The organism is Pedobacter gandavensis, assembly GCF_032677645.1.
GTDB lineage: Bacteria > Bacteroidota > Bacteroidia > Sphingobacteriales > Sphingobacteriaceae > Pedobacter > Pedobacter gandavensis_A.
In genome coordinates this window covers 25318-43083 of the sequence record NZ_JAVTSB010000008.1, presented here as the reverse complement: position 1 = coordinate 43083, position 17766 = coordinate 25318, and the positions used below count along the sequence as shown (strand labels likewise).

The 17766-nt window shown below is 41.8% G+C and carries 17 protein-coding genes; 13 read left to right on the top strand and 4 right to left on the bottom strand.

All coding sequences use genetic code 11. The features are described 5' to 3' along the window. Nucleotides 1–233 precede the first annotated feature (233 nt). Genes R2Q66_RS14220 through R2Q66_RS14190 form a run of 7 tightly spaced genes read left to right on the top strand, consistent with a single transcriptional unit; the run spans nt 234 to nt 6048 of the window. Nucleotides 234–1637 (top strand): anthranilate synthase component I family protein, encoded by a 1404-nt coding sequence (locus R2Q66_RS14220; protein WP_316750070.1) that lies wholly within the window; start codon nt 234–236, stop codon nt 1635–1637. A 19-nt stretch (nt 1638–1656) separates the two neighbouring features. After that, nucleotides 1657–2229, top strand: coding sequence for an aminodeoxychorismate/anthranilate synthase component II (locus tag R2Q66_RS14215; protein ID WP_316750575.1), 573 nt, complete (start codon nt 1657–1659; stop codon nt 2227–2229). Between the two features lie 4 nt (nt 2230–2233). Further along, nucleotides 2234–3025: an indole-3-glycerol phosphate synthase TrpC gene (trpC, locus tag R2Q66_RS14210; RefSeq protein WP_316750068.1), complete on the top strand. Its 792-nt coding sequence runs from the start codon at nt 2234–2236 to the stop codon at nt 3023–3025. A 22-nt stretch (nt 3026–3047) separates the two neighbouring features. Continuing rightward, a complete protein-coding gene (hflX, locus tag R2Q66_RS14205) occupies nt 3048–4238 on the top strand; it encodes a GTPase HflX (protein WP_316750066.1) in 1191 nt (396 codons plus the stop codon). A gap of 20 nt (nt 4239–4258) precedes the next feature. After that, nucleotides 4259–4645 (top strand): 30S ribosome-binding factor RbfA, encoded by a 387-nt coding sequence (gene rbfA / locus R2Q66_RS14200; protein WP_316750063.1) that lies wholly within the window; start codon nt 4259–4261, stop codon nt 4643–4645. A gap of 21 nt (nt 4646–4666) precedes the next feature. Then, complete coding sequence (locus R2Q66_RS14195; protein WP_316750061.1) at nt 4667–5380, top strand: peptidoglycan DD-metalloendopeptidase family protein; 714 nt, start codon at nt 4667–4669, stop codon at nt 5378–5380. 17 nt (nt 5381–5397) lie between these two features. Then, the gene (locus tag R2Q66_RS14190; RefSeq protein ID WP_316750059.1) at nt 5398–6048 is read left to right on the top strand and encodes an energy transducer TonB; all 651 of its coding nucleotides are present in this window, start codon (nt 5398–5400) and stop codon (nt 6046–6048) included. Between the two features lie 15 nt (nt 6049–6063). Here R2Q66_RS14190 and R2Q66_RS14185 read toward each other — a convergent pair whose 3' ends face one another. Then, entirely contained in the window at nt 6064–6942 is an 879-nt protein-coding gene (locus R2Q66_RS14185; protein ID WP_316750057.1) for a diacylglycerol/lipid kinase family protein, read from the bottom strand. A 53-nt stretch (nt 6943–6995) separates the two neighbouring features. Between R2Q66_RS14185 and R2Q66_RS14180 the strand changes: the two genes are divergently transcribed. Then, nucleotides 6996–7976 (top strand): App1 family protein, encoded by a 981-nt coding sequence (locus R2Q66_RS14180; RefSeq protein ID WP_316750055.1) that lies wholly within the window; start codon nt 6996–6998, stop codon nt 7974–7976. Here the strand turns inward: R2Q66_RS14180 and R2Q66_RS14175 are convergent. Further along, nucleotides 7969–8337 carry a YccF domain-containing protein gene (locus R2Q66_RS14175; RefSeq protein ID WP_316750053.1) on the bottom strand — a complete coding sequence of 123 codons (369 nt, stop codon included), beginning with the start codon at nt 8335–8337 and terminating at the stop codon, nt 7969–7971. The genes R2Q66_RS14180 and R2Q66_RS14175 overlap by 8 nt on opposite strands. Before the next feature lie 71 nt (nt 8338–8408). Here R2Q66_RS14175 and aat point away from each other — a divergent pair, with 71 nt between their 5' ends. Then, nucleotides 8409–9035 (top strand): leucyl/phenylalanyl-tRNA--protein transferase, encoded by a 627-nt coding sequence (gene aat / locus R2Q66_RS14170; protein WP_316750052.1) that lies wholly within the window; start codon nt 8409–8411, stop codon nt 9033–9035. Here the strand turns inward: aat and R2Q66_RS14165 are convergent. Then, nucleotides 9032–11926, bottom strand: coding sequence for a DEAD/DEAH box helicase (locus R2Q66_RS14165; RefSeq protein ID WP_316750051.1), 2895 nt, complete (start codon nt 11924–11926; stop codon nt 9032–9034). The two genes, aat and R2Q66_RS14165, sit on opposite strands and share 4 nt — an antisense overlap. Before the next feature lie 244 nt (nt 11927–12170). Here R2Q66_RS14165 and R2Q66_RS14160 point away from each other — a divergent pair, with 244 nt between their 5' ends. Beyond that, nucleotides 12171–12776, top strand: coding sequence for a GIN domain-containing protein (locus tag R2Q66_RS14160; RefSeq protein WP_316750049.1), 606 nt, complete (start codon nt 12171–12173; stop codon nt 12774–12776). Nucleotides 12777–12891: 115 nt separating this feature from the next. Here R2Q66_RS14160 and R2Q66_RS14155 read toward each other — a convergent pair whose 3' ends face one another. Next, nucleotides 12892–14430, bottom strand: coding sequence for an aldehyde dehydrogenase family protein (locus R2Q66_RS14155; RefSeq protein WP_316750047.1), 1539 nt, complete (start codon nt 14428–14430; stop codon nt 12892–12894). A gap of 336 nt (nt 14431–14766) precedes the next feature. Here R2Q66_RS14155 and R2Q66_RS14150 point away from each other — a divergent pair, with 336 nt between their 5' ends. The 3 genes from R2Q66_RS14150 (at nt 14767) to aroE (ending at nt 17765) form a co-directional block, all read left to right on the top strand. Continuing rightward, complete coding sequence (locus R2Q66_RS14150; protein ID WP_316750045.1) at nt 14767–16170, top strand: tetratricopeptide repeat protein; 1404 nt, start codon at nt 14767–14769, stop codon at nt 16168–16170. A 67-nt stretch (nt 16171–16237) separates the two neighbouring features. Continuing rightward, on the top strand, nt 16238–17008 hold the full coding sequence (locus R2Q66_RS14145) for a phosphosulfolactate synthase (RefSeq protein WP_316750043.1): 771 nt from the start codon (nt 16238–16240) through the stop codon (nt 17006–17008). 16 nt (nt 17009–17024) lie between these two features. Beyond that, nucleotides 17025–17765 (top strand): shikimate dehydrogenase, encoded by a 741-nt coding sequence (gene aroE, locus R2Q66_RS14140; protein WP_316750040.1) that lies wholly within the window; start codon nt 17025–17027, stop codon nt 17763–17765. Nucleotide 17766: the final 1 nt, after the last annotated feature.

The window sequence follows — 17766 nt, the reverse complement described above, 5'->3', positions numbered from 1 at the left end:
CAATGGCGCAGTAATTCTGAAAAGAGTTTCGTCGTAGCTTCGTGTACATTATAGTTTATCAACCTAAACCAAACCACACTTATAACCCGACGTAACCACACGTCGGGTTTTTTGTTATAAAATTTTTTTAACGACGTTGATGAAACCTGCTGATATGCAAGCTTCATCACAACTGAAAAACAATGATATCCCAATGAAAAACAATTGCACACTGTTGAAAACAAAGATTTAAGATGAAGAATTATATCATTAACACCACTTACAAAAAGCGTCTTGCGGATACCACCACTCCGGTAAGCATTTACCTGAGGCTGAGGGATGTATTTCCGAATACCATTCTATTGGAAAGTTCTGATTACCATAGTCGCGAGAACTCGGTGAGTTATGTGTGTGCCCAGCCGGTGGCCGGGATCGTTTTGAAAAACGGCATCCTTTCTACTTACTTTCCTGATGGAAAAAAAGAAGAAAAAGAGAACTTTGTTCTCCGCGAAGAGATTGATGCATTTAAGCAGCAATTCGAGCCGGGCGTAGTAGAAAATACGCGCTATATCTCTAACGGTTTATTTGGTTATTTCACCTGGAATGCGATCCAGCATTTTGAAGATATTACTTTCGGGGCGACTTCTCCTGAGGGTGAGGAGATCCCGGAAATGCAATACCATATTTATCGCTATATCATTGCCATCGACCACTTTAAGAACGAAGTGACCCTGTTTAAAAATACTTTTAACGGAGATGAGGATGATGATCTTGCGAAAATGGAATACCTGGTTCAGAATAAAAACTTCCCGGAATACAGTTTTAAAACTATTGGCGAAGAAAGTTCTAACCTAACTGATCAGGGTTTCATGGACATTGTTGATAAAATGAAAACACATATTTTAAGAGGTGATGTGTTTCAGATTGTACCTTCAAGAGCATTTAAACAAGGATTTTTAGGCGATGAGTTTAACGTGTACCGTTGCTTACGTTCGATCAATCCTTCTCCATATCTTTTCTATTTCGACTATGGAAACTTCAAGTTATTCGGTTCTTCTCCGGAAGCACAGATCACCATCAACAACAATGTCGCCAATATCTTCCCGATTGCCGGAACCTTTAAACGTACCGGAAATGATGAAGAGGATGCAGAACTGGCCAAAAAACTAGAACAGGATCCTAAGGAAAGCGCAGAACACGTGATGTTGGTTGATCTGGCAAGAAACGACCTGAGCAGACATTGTAGTGGGGTAGCGGTGAAATCATTCAAGGAAGTACAATATTATTCTCATTTGATTCACCTGGTGTCTAAAGTAAGCGGGAACCTGCAAAAAGGGGTTTCTTCTTTTAAAGTAGTGGCGGATACGTATCCGGCAGGAACCTTGAGCGGTGCGCCAAAATACCGCGCCATGCAGCTGATTGACAAGTATGAAGGCTTAGGACGTAATTTTTACGCCGGTGCCATCGGATATATGGGCTTTAACGATACGTTTAACCATGCCATCATGATCCGTACTTTTATGAGTAAAAATAATGAATTGCATTATAGGGCAGGAGCGGGTATTGTGGCCGATTCTATCCCTGAAAATGAAATGCAGGAAGTAAATAATAAAATTGCAGCACTTCGCAGAGCTGTAGAAATGGCCACAGGCATATAACATGACAAACGATAAAGAGATGCAAAAGAAAGTATTGGTAATTGACAATTACGATTCATTCACTTACAATTTGGTCCACCTGGTTAATGAGTTAGGTAGAGAAGTAGAAGTGTGGCGCAATGATAAATTCGAATTGTCGGCAGTAGCGGATTACGATAAAATTATCCTTTCGCCAGGTCCGGGAATTCCGGAAGAAGCAGGTTTGTTATTGGATGTGATTAAAGAATATGCGGCTACGAAGAGTATATTTGGGGTATGCTTAGGGCAACAAGCCATTGCGCAGGCATTTGGTGGAACATTATTGAACCTGGGCAGACCGATGCATGGCATTGCGACCCCGATTCAGGTACTGGATAAAACAGAAATACTTTTCCAGAATTGTCCGGAAGTGATCAATGTTGGCCGTTACCATTCCTGGGTTGTCAATAATGAAGGTTTACCTGATTGCTTAACCATAACTGCAACTGATAAAGATCAGGAGATCATGGCTTTAAGGCATAAAGAATATGATGTTAGAGGTGTTCAGTTTCACCCGGAAAGTGTGTTAACTGAATACGGTAAGGAAATGATGAAAAACTGGTTAGAAGCTTAAAAAGATGAATATTTTAGATAAAATTGTACTTCGCAAGCGCGAAGAAGTGGCCCTGGCCAAAGAACTGGTTTCTACAAAAATGCTGGAATCGGCGATTCATTTCAACCGTAGCCCTTATTCATTTGAAGAATTTTTGCTGGATGAAAAGCGCTCGGGAATTATTGCCGAGTTTAAGCGCCGTTCTCCTTCCAAAGGCATCATTAATGACAAAGTGACTGTAGAAGAGGTGACTACTGCCTATGCTGCGGCAGGTGCTTCTGCACTTTCTGTATTAACGGATGTAGATTTCTTCGGCGGTCATACCAACGACTTATTAGCAGCCAGAGCGGCGAATAATATTCCTATCCTGAGAAAAGATTTCATGATCGATGAATATCAGATCCTGGAAGCCAAAGCATTGGGTGCAGATATTATCCTGCTGATTGCCGCAATTTTAACTCCGGAGGAGATTGAAGACATGGCAGTGTTCGCTAAAAGCTTAGGATTGAATGTGTTATTGGAAGTTCATAACCTGGATGAGTTGCAGCGAAGTGTGATTCCTGAATTAGATGCTATCGGAGTAAACAACCGTAATCTGGCAGATTTCTCGGTGAATATTCAGACTTCTTTTGAGCTGGTAGACGAGATTCCTGATGACTTTTTGAAAATTTCTGAAAGTGCAATTTCTGATCCGATAACCATCAATGAATTAAGAGCAGCCGGATTTGACGGATTCCTGATCGGTGAAAACTTTATGAAAACCCAAAATCCGGGAGCTTCAATGGCCGACTTTGTCAGTCAGCTGATCTCGGTATAACTTTTGTATCTTTGTAGACTACATGGGAAAGCAAAAATATTTTGATACCGCGCTTAAACCTGAACGTGCTGTTCTTGTTGGCGTAATAAGACAAGGTGAAAAACCAGAAGAAACCAAAGAGTATCTTGATGAGCTGGCATTTCTGGTAGATACTGCCGGAGGTGTGGTGACGCACATCTTTACTCAGAAAATGGAGAAACCTGACCGTAGTACATTTGTAGGTACGGGAAAATTAGAAGAAATAGCGGCTTATGTGAAGTCGGAAGAAATAGATTTAGTTGTGTTTGATGATGAATTGTCTCCTTCACAACTTAGAAATATTGAGCGTGAATTGCAGGTAAAAGTACTAGACAGGAGTAACCTGATTCTGGATATTTTTGCTGGCAGGGCACAAACGGCACAAGCAAGAACACAAGTGGAACTTGCCCAGTTGCAATATTTATTACCACGATTAACCCGTTTGTGGACTCACTTAGAGCGCCAAAAAGGGGGTATCGGAATGAGAGGTCCGGGTGAAACTCAGATTGAGAGTGATAGAAGGATGATTCTGGAAAAAATCTCTGTTTTGAAAGAACGCCTGAAACTGATCGACAAGCAAAATGAGACACAAAGAAAAAACCGTACGGATCTGATTCGTGTGGCATTGGTGGGTTATACCAACGTTGGTAAATCAACCATTATGAACATGTTGTCGAAATCGGAAGTTTTCGCGGAGAATAAGTTATTCGCCACCTTAGACACTACCGTGCGTAAAGTGGTGATCGAAAACGTGCCTTTCCTGTTATCGGATACGGTTGGATTTATCCGCAAACTGCCTCACCATTTGATCGAATGTTTCAAATCGACCTTAGATGAGGTGCGCGAAGCAGATATTCTGATTCATGTGGTAGACATTTCTCACCCGAATTTTGAAGATCAGATCAATGTAGTGAATGAAACTTTAAAGGAACTGGGTGCAAGAGACAAGCCAACGATCATGCTATTCAATAAAATTGATGCGTATGTGAGTCCGGAAGTGGATCTGGAAAACGGCGAGAAATCTACGTTGACCATTGAAGAGTTTGAACGCAGCTGGATGGCCAGTAATAATGCCCCTGCGATGTTTATCTCGGCTCTGCTCAAAGAGAATCTGGATGAGTTTAAACAACTATTGTACGATAAAGTCAAAGCATTACACACAGATCGCTATCCTTACGATACCCTGTTATATTAATATTTAAGATTGCAAAAATTATGGAAAGTAAACGTCAGCAGAAATTTGCCGGAGTCCTGCAAGAGGAATTAGCAAGTATATTTCAACGTGAAGGAGCAGAATATTTACCTAATACCCTGGTTACCATTACTAAAGTCCGCGTTTCGCCGGATTTAGCGGTAGCAAAGGTTTATTTAAGCTTTTTAAATACCAACAATACCACTTTATCAGTGGCAGAAGTAAATTCTCATAGCAATGAGATCAGGTATAAATTAGGGGCAAGAATTCGTCACCAGGCAAGGGTAGTACCTACCTTAACGTTCTTCCTGGATGATACAAATGAGTACGTTCAACACATGGATAAGATCTTTGATAAGATCGCAAAAGAACCAAGACAACAAGAAGATACAGAAGAAACTGCGGATTAATTTATCCCGCTAAAAACAAATATGCAAGAAACAGCTCCCGTAAAGTACCAGTTAAATTTAAAAGGCGTAGTCATTAGAAATATAGTAGATTTTGATCCGGTAACAGATCAATTGTGTCCATTTAATTTTACTGCAGACAATACGGAGTTGAATCCGGAAATATTGGCCGATACGGCCGTGTTTAGCGATTGGATTAACAGTCAGTTGGCGAAAACCAATGCCCGTTATGGGATTGGTGGCTATGATGAACACCGGACAATCTATGCCCGGAGTTCTCATTTTGATGCCCATGCTGATGCAGAACCTCGTAGGTTACACCTTGGGGTGGATATCTGGGGCCCGGCTGGTACAAAAGTCTATAACTTTTATACGGCGGTAGTCCACAGTTTTAAAAACAACAACAACTTCGGAGATTACGGCGCAACGATTATCCTGGAATATAACATTAAAGGACAGGTGTTTTACGTGTTATACGGGCATTTGAGTTTAGCTTCTATCGCTGATTTACAAGTTGGACAAAAGATTCCAAAAGGCACAGCATTCGCTACTTTCGGTACTCCGGAAGAGAATGGCAACTGGCCTCCACACCTGCATTTTCAAGTGATTCGTAAATTGTTTGATGCAGTAGGGGATTATCCGGGCGTTTGTCCATTTACGCAGAAGGAACCTTTCCTCCTGAATTCTCCCGATCCTTCCGTAATATTAAAGCATACTTTTAAAGCAGCATTGAGATAATTTCCGTAAATTGGGGTATGTACAGGATCCTGCTTTTATGCTTCCTGCTGCCCGGATTTTCGGCAGTTTCACAACCCCGCTTAAAAGGGGGGCTGGAAAGTTTTGTGATGAAAAACAAAGTGTATCCGCCCTATTCCCTGCAACATTGTATTGAAGGGGTCGTGAACATCGAATTCAAGCTGAATGATCAGGGTAAGGTGTTCTATTCCGCCGTTCGCTCTGGGGTAGGCACCGATTTAGACCAGGAGGCCTTGCGTTTGATCCGCCTCAGTAGCGGGCATTGGGAAGTCCCAAAAGGGCACGACTCTACCGTTGTACTCCTCGCACCCCTGGTTTTTGAACTGAGCGGCTATGGCTGCGAAGGGAAAACTAAAGCCGAAATCAATCTGGCAATCGCCAATTATGTCTCCAATACAGGGCTTACGGAGGTGATCACTAATTTCTATAAAAACAAGGGTACAGCCAATTATAAACCGGAAGATGAAGCCAGGTTTTCCAGGCTAAAAGAAGAACTGGGTTATGATGAAGCGTATTTTGCCGAAAGGGTTAAAATCGGAAAACGTAAGCTGAAACAGCAGGATTTACAAGGTGCCTGTGAAGATTTTATGTTCGTCAAAAATATGGGCTCCAGTCAGGCTGATGAGTTGATTGCCCGGTATTGCAAGTAACAGGTTATTGATTTTCTAAGGCGTGATGATCGTAATCGCGGCCGGTAAAATCGTCGCGTCAACGCGGTTAACTTTCCCCATATACTCCCCGTCTACCTGAAAATGGACTTTATGCCTGGTTTTGATACAAAGGTCTTTGGTATGAAAAAGCTCAATCTTTTCCGGATTAAAAGGTAGTTCAGTAAACCTGACCTTCAATATTTCTACAACCGTATATTTCTTCACCAGAATCACCTCAAAAAGATCATCTGTGAGGTCGCCTTCCGGGTTGATTTTTACACCTGTGCCATAACTGGTCGCATTGGCAATCACCACCATTGCGGCTTGAGTTTTAATCTGCTTCCCTTTAATTTGAATTTCTACCTCCATTTTATGGTGGCTCCACAGTGCTTGCCAGGCGGCTTTTGCATAGCCGATCATGCCACGTTGCGGTAAATTATCGAAACGCTTGATGATATAAGCGTTAAAGCCGATATCGGCCAGGTGGATGCAAAGCTCCCCGTTGACCTTGATGGCATGGATTTTCTTTGGTTTTCCGGTGGCTGCGACCGCTAAGGCGGCTTCCAGCTCCAGGGGAATCCCTAGTTCTTTAGCCATTCCATTAGCAGAACCTGCGGGTATGATCCCAATCGGGATATTTTTGCCCTCTAAACATTCGGCAACCAGCTTTAAAGTACCGTCGCCACCTACGGCGATGACGCGGTCGGCTTTGGATTGCTCAATGGCCTGTTTTATCGTTTCTAAACTACAGTTTTTAGGGAGTTCAAAAATCTCAATTTCTTCTGGTGCTGACTTAAAATGAAGTTGTATGGCTTCGGAATAGTTAATTTGCTGGTTTCCGGAACCCGGGTTAATGATAAAAAGTAATTTTGCGCTCGAATTGCCTGCTCCCATTGATATTGTTTAATACCACAAACAACTTTCGGCTTACTCTGTTTTAATTAGCAATGAATAAATCCTGTAATGTTAAAGTATATCATGGCTACGGACATACCCACAATCTGGTTGTTTATGGTCATGTGTTTACTTTTAAGGCGAAGACAAAACAGATCTACAGCAATAATTTCTTTGTAAATATTGCCCATCTTTTGAAACTGTTTATAGTGAAACCGGCCCCTTTTACCCGGGTGCAGCTCAACTTTAACGGGCAGCTAGTAGAGCAAAAAACTGCTTATGATGGTTTTTTTAAGTTCGAATGGGAGGCGCTGGAAAATGTAGCCGCAGGATGGCATGGCGTCAAGGTGAAAGCTTTTGGTAAGGATGGAACCCAATTGGGGGAGGCTTTAGGGAAGGTTTATGTACCACACATCACGCAATATGGAATTATTTCTGATGTGGATGATACGGTAATGGTTTCTCATTCGGCCACTATCGGGCGTAGGTTAAGGGAGCTATTTATTAAAAACCCGAGGACGCGGAAAACCTTTCCCGGCATTGCCGAATTGTACCGCCAACTCGCGCTATCACATACAACCGCCGATCAGCCCAATCCGTTTTTCTATGTTTCCAGTACAGAATGGAACCTTTACGATTATCTGGTAGAAACTTTTCGCTTTAACCGCTTGCCGGAAGGGGCTTTTTTACTCAATCAATTGAAACGCTGGACCAGCTTAATCAAAACAGGTAAAACCGGACATGAAGGGAAATTGATTCGTTTGAGGAGGATTATGTCTGTATTTCCGAATCAGAAATTTGTGTTCTTTGGGGATAACTCGCAAAAAGATCCTGCTATTTATGCGGCAATTGCAGAGAAGTTCCCGCAAAATGTAGCTGCGGTTTTCATTAGAAATGTCCGGAAAGAGAAGGAAATAGAAAGCTCGAAAACATTGCGGAAAATGGAAGCTGCCGGCATTAGTACCTGTCTGTTTAAAGATAGTCAGGAAGCTTTTGCTTATGCACAGAAAATTGGGTTAATTGAAATTAATTGATTGATTTCCCGAATGGCGTAAAGGCAAGATTCATAAGCTTGAAATGTTGTCTGCCGAAAGGAATTCCGATAATCGTAATACAGAATAGTAAGCCGAAAAGTAAATGGGTTAAGGCAATCCAGAAACCGCCACAAAACAACCAGATGATGTTCATGATGGTGGATAAACAACCGGTATTAGAAGAAGTATCTGTGATTTTTACGCCAAATGGCGCCAATCCTACAAACGCACATTTGAAACATTGCAGGCCAAAAGGAATCCCTATAATGGTGAGGCATAAAATTAGTCCACCAATGATGTACTCGATAAAGATGAAAATGCCGCCAAATACGATCCAGATGATGTTGCCTAATAAGTTCATGCGTTGTTTTTCAATTAAGATACGATAAGGAAGGCTTCGTTACATTAAATTATTGTTTTTATTATTGCACCATGGTTTTTAGACTCGATGAAAAGGAGATTAGCTTTCCGGATCCGGCATTGGCAGACCCGGACGGATTATTAGCAGTAGGAGGAGATTTAAGTGTCAACAGACTGCTTTTAGCCTATCATCACGGGATTTTCCCCTGGTTTAGTGAAGATGACCCCATTTGCTGGTATTCGCCTCATGAGCGCTGCGTAATTTACCCGAATCAGATAAAGATTAGCAAAAGCATGGCAAAAGTCCTAAAAGACGGGGTTTTTAAAATCACCTATAACGAAGCTTTTCCGGAGGTAATCAGAAACTGCGCAAAAGTTGGGCGAAAAGATCAGCCTGGTACCTGGATCACAGAAGAAATGCAGGAAGCTTATATCGCACTGAACCAACATGGTTTTGCAAAAAGTGTAGAAGTATGGAAAGACGGAGAATTGTGTGGGGGCTTGTATGGGCTGGAAATCGGCAATGTTTTTTGCGGGGAAAGCATGTTTAGCCTGGTCAGTAATGCTTCTAAAGCAGCTTTGATCTGGTTGTGCCAGCATAAAAAATTCGAGCTGATCGATTGTCAGCTCCCGAATGATCATTTGATGAGCCTGGGCGCAGTGATGATCAGTCGGGAGGAATATTATACCAGCCTTTAGTTCAGGATTTCCGCAATATCTTCTTTACTCAGTGATTTGAAGAAACTTTCTTCGGTGGTAATCAAGGAACTTGCCAGTCGCTTTTTACGGTTTTGCAGGGCAAGGATTTTTTCTTCTACCGTATCTTTTGCGATAAACTTATAGATGAAAACTTTCTTTTCCTGTCCGATGCGGTGCGTACGGTCAATTGCCTGCTGTTCTACGGCTGGATTCCACCATGGATCAAGGATAAACACATAATCTGCCTGGGTAAGGTTTAAACCTACACCACCAGCTTTAATGGAAATCAAAAATACTTTCAGTTCCGTGTTTTCCTGGAACTCGGCCACAATTTCCCCTCTGTTTTTGGTGGCGCCATCCAGGTAAGAGAAAGGAATCTCTTCCTTTTCAAAATACTTTCTGAAAATATTCAGGTGCTTCACAAACTGAGAGAAGATCAAGACTTTATGGCCACCTTTTAACACATTATCCAGGGTATGGATCACGTTTTCAAATTTGCCGGAATCCGATTCATAACCTTCATCAATCATGACCGGGTGGTTGGCCAGTTGCCTCAATGCGGTTAATCCCTGTAATAACTGCACTTGTTTTTTAGCGTAAGTCCCATCGTCCATACTGCTCAACAAGTCATTTCTATAGGCCGATTTCGTTTTTTCATAACAGGCCGCCTGATCTTCAGACATATCGCAGTAAATCACCTGCTCTGTTTTCGCAGGAAGTTCTGAAGCCACCTGTTCCTTGGTTCTTCGCAGGACAAAAGGTTTGATAATCGCCTGTAATTTTCTGGCTTTTTCCTCATCCTTGCGCTTCTCAATGGCCTGCACATACTCATCGTTGAAGAAAGCCTGTGTGCCCAGTAAGCCTGGATTTAAAAAGGTAAGCTGTGTCCATAAATCGCCTACAGAATTTTCTACCGGCGTACCGCTCAGAATCAGCTTATGTCTGGATTTAAGTGCTTTTACTGCTTTAAACGATTTTGAAGAAGGGTTTTTGATGTTCTGACTCTCATCAAGGATGATGTAGTTGAAATAATAATCCTTCAGTAAATCGATGTCTACCCGGGTAATTCCGTAGGTGGTGATTACGATATCGTACTTCGCAAACTGACTGATGTCTTTGTTTCTGGAGCTTCCGGTATGGGCGTGGATCTTTAATTTTGGGGTAAATTTCTTCGCCTCATTTAGCCAGTTATAGATCAGGGAAGTGGGCATAATGATCAGCGACGTACTTTTCGTCGACTGCTCTTCGTCCTCTTCTTTGATTTTTTGTAGCATGGCCAGGGTCTGAATGGTTTTACCTAAACCCATATCATCCGCCAGGCAGCCCCCAAAATTATACTCCCTTAAAAAGCTGAACCAGTTGTATCCCGCTTTCTGATAGCTGCGGAGTTCCCCTTTAAAATTGACCGGCATTTTGGTATCGGCAATGTTTTCAAAATCGTTCAGTCTTTGCAGCTTGCGACTTAAAGTGACATTGGCAATGCCATCTTCTGCCAGCTCATTGATCAGCCCGATATGGTGTTTTTTAAGTTTCAATTCCTTGCCGCCATCAGAAAGGCTAAACAGGCTTCCATATTGAGTAAACCATTTTTCAGGAATGATCGCGATGGAACCGTCAGGAAGGGTAAATTCCCTCTTTTTATGAAGGATATGCTGTTTTAAGGCAATAAATGGAATGGGATGCGCACCGAAATATACGATGGCATTGATGTCGAACCAGTCATTATCTTCTTTAATTTCAAAATCAATTTTATTGCTGGCAAACTGGAATTTCTTAGCACTCTGGTCTTGTTCAATCTCGAATCCTTCGGCTTTTAATTGCTCAATATGCTCATTCACCCAGTTTAGGACGGCATAACTCTGGTTTTCATCCGCATGTGCAGGCAATTCCAGGTTATGATCTACCGGACTCACCTTCTTGAGTCCGAGGGTGGTTAAAAAGTTAAATTTCTGTTTCTCCCAGGTTGCATCTCTTTTGATACGGGTGAAAATATAATTGTCTTCTTCTTTCTCTATATGTACCGTTACTTTTTTCTCATTTCCCATCGCAAAAGCATGGGTATCATACCTGAAATACAATTGTAGTTGCGAAATTCCGGCATCTACATAAATCACCTTGATGACTGGTGTAGGCTCATGTTTCTCGGTTTTAATGTCGAAACCTTCCGCATAAACATGGTATTTCTCAATCAGCGGGGCTACAAACTTTTCAAAGTAAGCACCTTCAGCAGATTTGGGAATGGTGATGTAACGTTTGTTTAAAAAGGGAAGTAGTTTTTTGCCTTCAATGTCCTGTTCGAAGAAGTATAAAACGTCTGATAACAGCAGCCATGCCGGTTGGTTGCTCACCACCTGCGCTTCTTTAAACATGAAATCGATGCGCATCCCCTGGTATTTGATGGTCGGGAAATACCGTGTTTCCATCGCATTGCGTCTAAAATGAAACAATACAGAAGCAGGTTCTGTGGCGATTTCAATTTTTCGCTCTGCAGGCCAGCCATCACTGTCCATCAGGTATAATGCGCCATCCTTTTTGATCAGCTCTAAAGCTTCTGCCAGTTTCTTCTCAATTTTCGGCCTTACGGTTTCATAAAACTTATCATTGAAAAACTTGCTGAAAAACTCAACAGGGCGGATTGCTTTTTTATGAAACTTCTTAATGATGAAATCCTGCTCCGTCTCATCCAGAATTTTAATCAGCTTGAAATCCTGTTCTGTCAGGTGTGCTGCAAATTCGGTGGCCGTATGTGAAAATATACGCTGATAGGTCAAAGAATAGTCTCCCTGAGGGTTCAGCTGGACAATATGAGGCTCGATCAAATAACCGAAAAACTCGTGTTTGCACAATGAATAAACAATTTTACAGGGCTTAGAACTATCTACTCGTAACATTAGCTAAAGGTTAAAACAAAGGGAGGATAAGCATTTAAAAATCTTTAAACATACAGCAAATTGAACTTCTTTCAAATAAAATAGGAGAATTAGCGAATTTTTTTCCGGGCGTTCGTCGAAAAATATTGACCATTGGTCGGGCTTTCTTTCATAATGGTCTAAAACGGTGAAAATGACTGAAACGTTTCTGAAACGGTTGCGTCTTATCTACAAAACCTTAAGAAATCTTTAAAATCAAAATATTATGAAAACCTCTGTAAAATCACTAATCGCACTAACCCTAACAGCAATCGTTTTATCTACCTCTGCGTTTACCAGCGCATCGATGGCAGCAGTAATCCCAATGTATAATAGTCCTGAAAAACCTTTCAATATGATTGAGGTGTCTGGGAATGTTAGGGTTACCTTGATTCAAAGTAGAATGGAAAAGGTAGAATTAATTAACCAGGAGGCAGCCGAACAGATTTCCTTTACACAGAAAGGATATAAGCTGATCATCAGCTCTACCGCAAAAGAAACTTTAAATGTAGTTGTTTATGTGCAGGACTTACAAAGAATCGAAGCTTCCAATGGTGCAAAAATCTGCACTCAGGGAAAAATGAAACTGAATGTATTGCAGGTGTATCTGAACGATAATGCGACCGCAAATTTAAAAGGAAATATCAAAAGCCTGTACACGGTAAGCAATGGCAATTCAGATTTGAAATTACGTGGAACAGCTGATGAGCATATTTTAGTGAAAAACAACTTATCTAAATTGAATACAGAGGATTTTGCAGCCTTAAAAACAGAAAGCACTTTCCTTGAAAACGGAATTGCTGCAAGCACGAAAACGACTTTGGTGAAATAGAAAGAAAGATTTGCAGAATGATTGAAAAAGCGGCGGGAATTTCCCGTCGCTTTTTTTATTGGATATCATCAGGTGAGAACCTGTGATTTAGTTGAGCTAAACCCGGGACCAGGTTTTATAAATCGAACTTGATTCCCTGTGCCAGTGGTAAAGTATTGGCGTAATTAATGGTATTCGTTTGCCTGCGCATATAGCCTTTCCAGGCGTCAGAACCACTTTCTCTACCACCACCAGTTTCTTTTTCCCCGCCAAAAGCACCACCGATTTCTGCACCTGAGGTGCCGATATTGACGTTGGCGATACCGCAATCAGAGCCGGAAACCGATAAAAACTGTTCTGCTTCCCGTAGGTTTAGCGTCATGATGGCGGATGATAATCCCTGTGGAACACCGTTTTGCAAGGCAATCGCCTGTTCCAGGGTTTTATATTTAATCAGGTAGAGGATCGGGGCAAAAGTTTCTTCCTGTACAATTTCATAATGATTTTCTACTACAGCCACGCAAGGTTTTACGTAACATCCGGAGCGGTAGTTAGGGCCGGTCAGGACGCCACCTTCTACTACAAAATCAGCACCTTCCCGGATGCCTTTTTCGATGGCTTTGCTATACATTTCCACGGCTGCGGTATCGATTAACGGGCCTACATGGTGGTATTGGTCTAAAGGATCGCCAATGCGTAACTGCTCGTAAGCTTTAACCAGCCTGTCTTTAAATTCTTCGTAAATGTCTTCATGAATGATGAGGCGGCGGGTAGAGGTACAGCGTTGTCCGGCAGTACCTACGGCACCAAATACGGCTCCGATGATCGACATGGCCAGATCTGCGTCTTTCGAAATGATGATGGCATTGTTGCCACCCAGTTCCAGGATGCTTCGGCCAAATCTGCTGGCAACGGCGCCGGCAACGGTTCTGCCGATGCGGGTAGATCCGGTAAAAGAAACCAGTGGAATGCGCTTGTCGTTGTTGATCATGTCGCCTACGGAATTGCCAATCAGCAGGTTACTGATTCCTTCCGGCATTTCATTTTGTTCCAGTACTTTAGCGAGAATCCGCTGACAAGCGATCGCGCAAAGTGGTGTTTTTGAAGAAGGTTTCCAGACGCAAACATTACCGCAAACTAAGGCCAGGGCGGTGTTCCAGCTCCATACCGCAACGGGGAAATTGAAGGCTGAAATCACGCCTACGATACCCAGGGGGTGCCATTGCTCATACATCCGGTGATTTGGCCTTTCAGAATGCATGGTTAAACCGTACAACTGGCGGGAAAGTCCGACCGCAAAATCGCAGATGTCGATCATTTCCTGTACTTCTCCAAATCCTTCCTGTAAACTTTTCCCCATTTCATAAGAAACCAGGGTGCCAAGATCTTCTTTGGAAGCCCTTAAAGCATCACCCAACTGACGCACAATGTCGCCACGTTTTGGTGCCGGCAGGTTGCGCCAGAACTGAAAAGCAGTTTCCGCAGTTTTCATAACGGTTTCATAATCTTCGGCTGTTGCCACCTGAATGCTGGCAATCTTTTCGCCATCTACCGGCGAAAAGCTGTCGATGGTACTCGCCTCCGGGTTTGCAGACCATTGCTGGCCGGTGCTGTAGGCAGGGTTGATGTCCTGAATCCCTAAGTTTTTTAAAACGGAACTGATCATTCTTTTCATTCGTTTTACGGTTTATGAACGGTGATATGGCTTCATCCTCAAGGGGATGTTTAACCTTATACAACCGTGTTTTTAATATTTGGTTTCTTTTCTGACCTGAATTTTACAGGTTTTCGTTTAAAGTTATGTTATTTTGTAATATAATTCTGATCATAATCTCTATTGAAAAAAGCAATCAACTCATTTCCCCCGAGCCCTTTGCTAAAATAATACTATCAGTCATTTAGGAAATTCGGGTGTGTAAATGTTGAAAATTAGTTAGTTTATGCAAATATTTAATTTGTAAACTTATATTGTGTTTTTAAAAATTGGTTCTGTTCTTTAATTATTCGCGACATGGAAGAGGAATTTTTATTTGAGTTTAGTGACGATGCACAGCGTTCTGTAGAGCGTTACGAGGAGATGATACGCAATCAAGATCAGTACTTTTTTGATTCACAGGCTTTTGAAAACATTATTGATTACTATATAGAGAAAAGTGACCCTGTTAAGGCACTTCAGGTGACCGATTATGCGGTAAACCAGCACCCTTATGCTGCTGTATTTCTGGTGAAACAAGCACAGCTGTTTTTTGTAACCGATCAGATTGAAAGGGCTTTCCTTTCCTTGCAAAAAGCGGAAATGCTGGAAGCTTCGGAAGCAGAAATTTATATCTTAAGGGGGAATATCTACAATAGTCTGGAACGCTATCAGGAGGCACTGGATAATTTTCAGATTGCCCTGGCTTTTGCCGAATCTACAGACGAAATCCTGTTGCAAATCGCCTATGTATACCAGAATATGCTGGATTATGAACAGGCAATCGTGTATATCAAACGTAGTTTAGAACAAGATATGGAAAACAAAGACGGCTTATATGAGCTGGCATTTTGTTATGATATCCTGGATAAACAAGAGGAAAGTATCAAATTCTATCAGGAATATATCGACAATGATCCCTATTCTTATGCGGCATGGTATAACCTTGCCAATTCTTACCATAAACTAGACCTCTTCGAAAAAGCGATTGATGCCTATGATTATGCGATTTTAATTAAGGATAATTTTGCTTCGGCCTATTATAATAAAGGAAATGCACTGGTGCAGCTAGACCGTTTTGCGGAGGCTATCGAGGTGTATAAGCATACTTTTGAGTACGAACCACCTAATTCAGATACCTATTGTGCCATCGGTGAATGCTATGAAAAGCTGGATCTAATGGACGAGGCACGTGCTTATTACAAGAAATCCGTGAAAATGGATCCTAAAATGGCCGATGCCTGGTTCGGAATCGGGGTAACGCTGAATTTCGAGGAACGCTATTTTGAATCGCTTCATTTTTACCGCAAAGCTTTAGAGCTGGATGATGAAAATCCAGACTTCTGGTTCGCGATGGCGGATGCTTTTTATAAACTCGGTCAGATTGAAGAATCTATCGAAGCGTACTATAAGGTATTGGAGTTTAATCCGGTGGATATTGAGGCCTGGTTAGACTTCTCAACCGTGCTTTATGAGCAGGGAAGGCTGTTAGAAGCCTCGGAAACGATTTTAGACGGGATAAAAAATAACCCCGATGCCGCAGAGTTATATTACCGGATGGTAGCCTACCTTTTTGCACTCGGAGAGAAAAATGATGCCCTCGTTTATCTGGAAACCGCTTTGGTAACCGACCCCGATAAACATTATATTTTATTCGAATATTTGCCGCAATTGCAGGATAATGGCTCAATAATCGAAGTAATAAACCGTTATGTTAAATAATGGTACCTTTTTTTATTAGAAATACCTGATAAAAACTGTCCATTTTTTTTTCACCTTTGTGAGCAATATGAACTACCCATTAAATAATATACCCGAAAGACCAGTAAAGCCAAGAGATAAAGGAATTACAATGGTCATGGATAAAGGACTAAGCTTAAGGCAAACTGAAGATTTTATCGAAGTTGCCGGAGTACATACTGATATCGTAAAATTAGGCTGGGCAACTTCGTTTGTGACTCCTAATCTAAAAGAGAAGCTAGCCATTTACAGAGATGCAGGAATACCTACCTATTTTGGAGGGACATTATTCGAAGCTTTTGTAATCCGTAATCAGTTTGACGACTATTGCAGAGTGTTGGATCAGTTTCAGATGGAATATGCTGAAGTATCTGATGGCTCTATTACCATTGAACACGACCTTAAATGTGAGTTTATCCAGAAATTATCAAAACAGGTAACTGTGATTTCTGAAGTAGGCTCTAAAGATGCTGCCAAGATTTTTGCCCCATACAAATGGATCAAATTGATGAAAGCTGAGATGGAAGCTGGCTCATGGAAAGTTATCGCGGAAGCCAGAGAAGGTGGAAACGTTGGTATTTACAGAGGTTCAGGTGAAGTGAGAGAAGGATTAGTAGATGAAATTCTAACGCAAATCCCTCAGGAATCTATCATCTGGGAAGCACCACAAAAAGAACAACAAGTTTGGTTTATCAAGCTTTTAGGAGCCAATGTAAACCTTGGAAATATCGCTCCTGCGGAGACTATTCCATTGGAAACTATTCGTTTGGGCTTAAGAGGTGATACTTTTGACCATTTTCTAAACCTGGATAATTTGTAATCCTACATTTACCTACATGAAGAAATTTCGCCTGATCGGGTATCCCTTATCACATTCCTTTTCAAAAAAACACTTTACAGAGAAATTTGTAAAGGAGCAGATCGCTGATTGCGCATACGAACTCTATCCGATGGAGCATGTCAATTCCTTCCCGGAACTGATTGCTGATGAGGAAATTGTTGGAATTAATGTAACCATCCCCCATAAAGTGGGTGTGATGGCTTATGTTGATCAGCTGGATGAAGCAGCAGCAGAAATCGGTGCGGTTAATTGTGTCGATATCCGCAGGGAAAACGGCAAAGTAACCCTTAAAGGATATAATACCGATGCCTACGGATTTGAAGCTTCTTTACTTCCTTTTCTAAAAGAACACCATACTAAAGCCCTGGTTTTTGGCGATGGTGGTGCCGCAAAAGCGGTGAAATATGTACTGAATAAACTGGGGATCTCTTTCCTGATTGTGACGAGAAAACCAGCGGAGGGTACGATTTTATACGATGCCGTGGATGCGGAAATGATGGCCGAATATACCTTACTGATCAATACAACGCCTTTGGGAATGTCGCCGAATGTAGACAGTTGTCCGCAGATTCCTTATGAATCGATCACGGAAAAGCACCTGGCTTACGATCTGGTTTACAATCCGGAGGTAACTAAATTCCTGGAACTTAGTGCAGCATCCGGTGCCGCCATTAAAAACGGACTGGAAATGTTGTACCTTCAGGCAGAACGTTCCTGGCACATCTGGAATTCCTGAT

Excerpts from the sequence above, each read along its gene's own strand:
- R2Q66_RS14145 (WP_316750043.1), top strand. The coding sequence starts at position 16,238 with ATGAACTACCCATTAAATAATATACCCGAAAGACCAGTAAAGCCAAGA.
- R2Q66_RS14165 (WP_316750051.1), bottom strand. The coding sequence starts at position 11,926 with ATGTTACGAGTAGATAGTTCTAAGCCCTGTAAAATTGTTTATTCATTG.
- R2Q66_RS14155 (WP_316750047.1), bottom strand. The coding sequence starts at position 14,430 with ATGAAAAGAATGATCAGTTCCGTTTTAAAAAACTTAGGGATTCAGGAC.
- R2Q66_RS14160 (WP_316750049.1), top strand. The coding sequence starts at position 12,171 with ATGAAAACCTCTGTAAAATCACTAATCGCACTAACCCTAACAGCAATC.
- R2Q66_RS14185 (WP_316750057.1), bottom strand. The coding sequence starts at position 6,942 with ATGGGAGCAGGCAATTCGAGCGCAAAATTACTTTTTATCATTAACCCG.
- R2Q66_RS14175 (WP_316750053.1), bottom strand. The coding sequence starts at position 8,337 with ATGAACTTATTAGGCAACATCATCTGGATCGTATTTGGCGGCATTTTC.
- trpC (WP_316750068.1), top strand. The coding sequence starts at position 2,234 with ATGAATATTTTAGATAAAATTGTACTTCGCAAGCGCGAAGAAGTGGCC.
- R2Q66_RS14190 (WP_316750059.1), top strand. The coding sequence starts at position 5,398 with ATGTACAGGATCCTGCTTTTATGCTTCCTGCTGCCCGGATTTTCGGCA.
- R2Q66_RS14220 (WP_316750070.1), top strand. The coding sequence starts at position 234 with ATGAAGAATTATATCATTAACACCACTTACAAAAAGCGTCTTGCGGAT.
- R2Q66_RS14195 (WP_316750061.1), top strand. The coding sequence starts at position 4,667 with ATGCAAGAAACAGCTCCCGTAAAGTACCAGTTAAATTTAAAAGGCGTA.
- R2Q66_RS14150 (WP_316750045.1), top strand. The coding sequence starts at position 14,767 with ATGGAAGAGGAATTTTTATTTGAGTTTAGTGACGATGCACAGCGTTCT.
- aroE (WP_316750040.1), top strand. The coding sequence starts at position 17,025 with ATGAAGAAATTTCGCCTGATCGGGTATCCCTTATCACATTCCTTTTCA.
- rbfA (WP_316750063.1), top strand. The coding sequence starts at position 4,259 with ATGGAAAGTAAACGTCAGCAGAAATTTGCCGGAGTCCTGCAAGAGGAA.
- R2Q66_RS14180 (WP_316750055.1), top strand. The coding sequence starts at position 6,996 with ATGAATAAATCCTGTAATGTTAAAGTATATCATGGCTACGGACATACC.
- hflX (WP_316750066.1), top strand. The coding sequence starts at position 3,048 with ATGGGAAAGCAAAAATATTTTGATACCGCGCTTAAACCTGAACGTGCT.
- R2Q66_RS14215 (WP_316750575.1), top strand. The coding sequence starts at position 1,657 with ATGCAAAAGAAAGTATTGGTAATTGACAATTACGATTCATTCACTTAC.
- aat (WP_316750052.1), top strand. The coding sequence starts at position 8,409 with ATGGTTTTTAGACTCGATGAAAAGGAGATTAGCTTTCCGGATCCGGCA.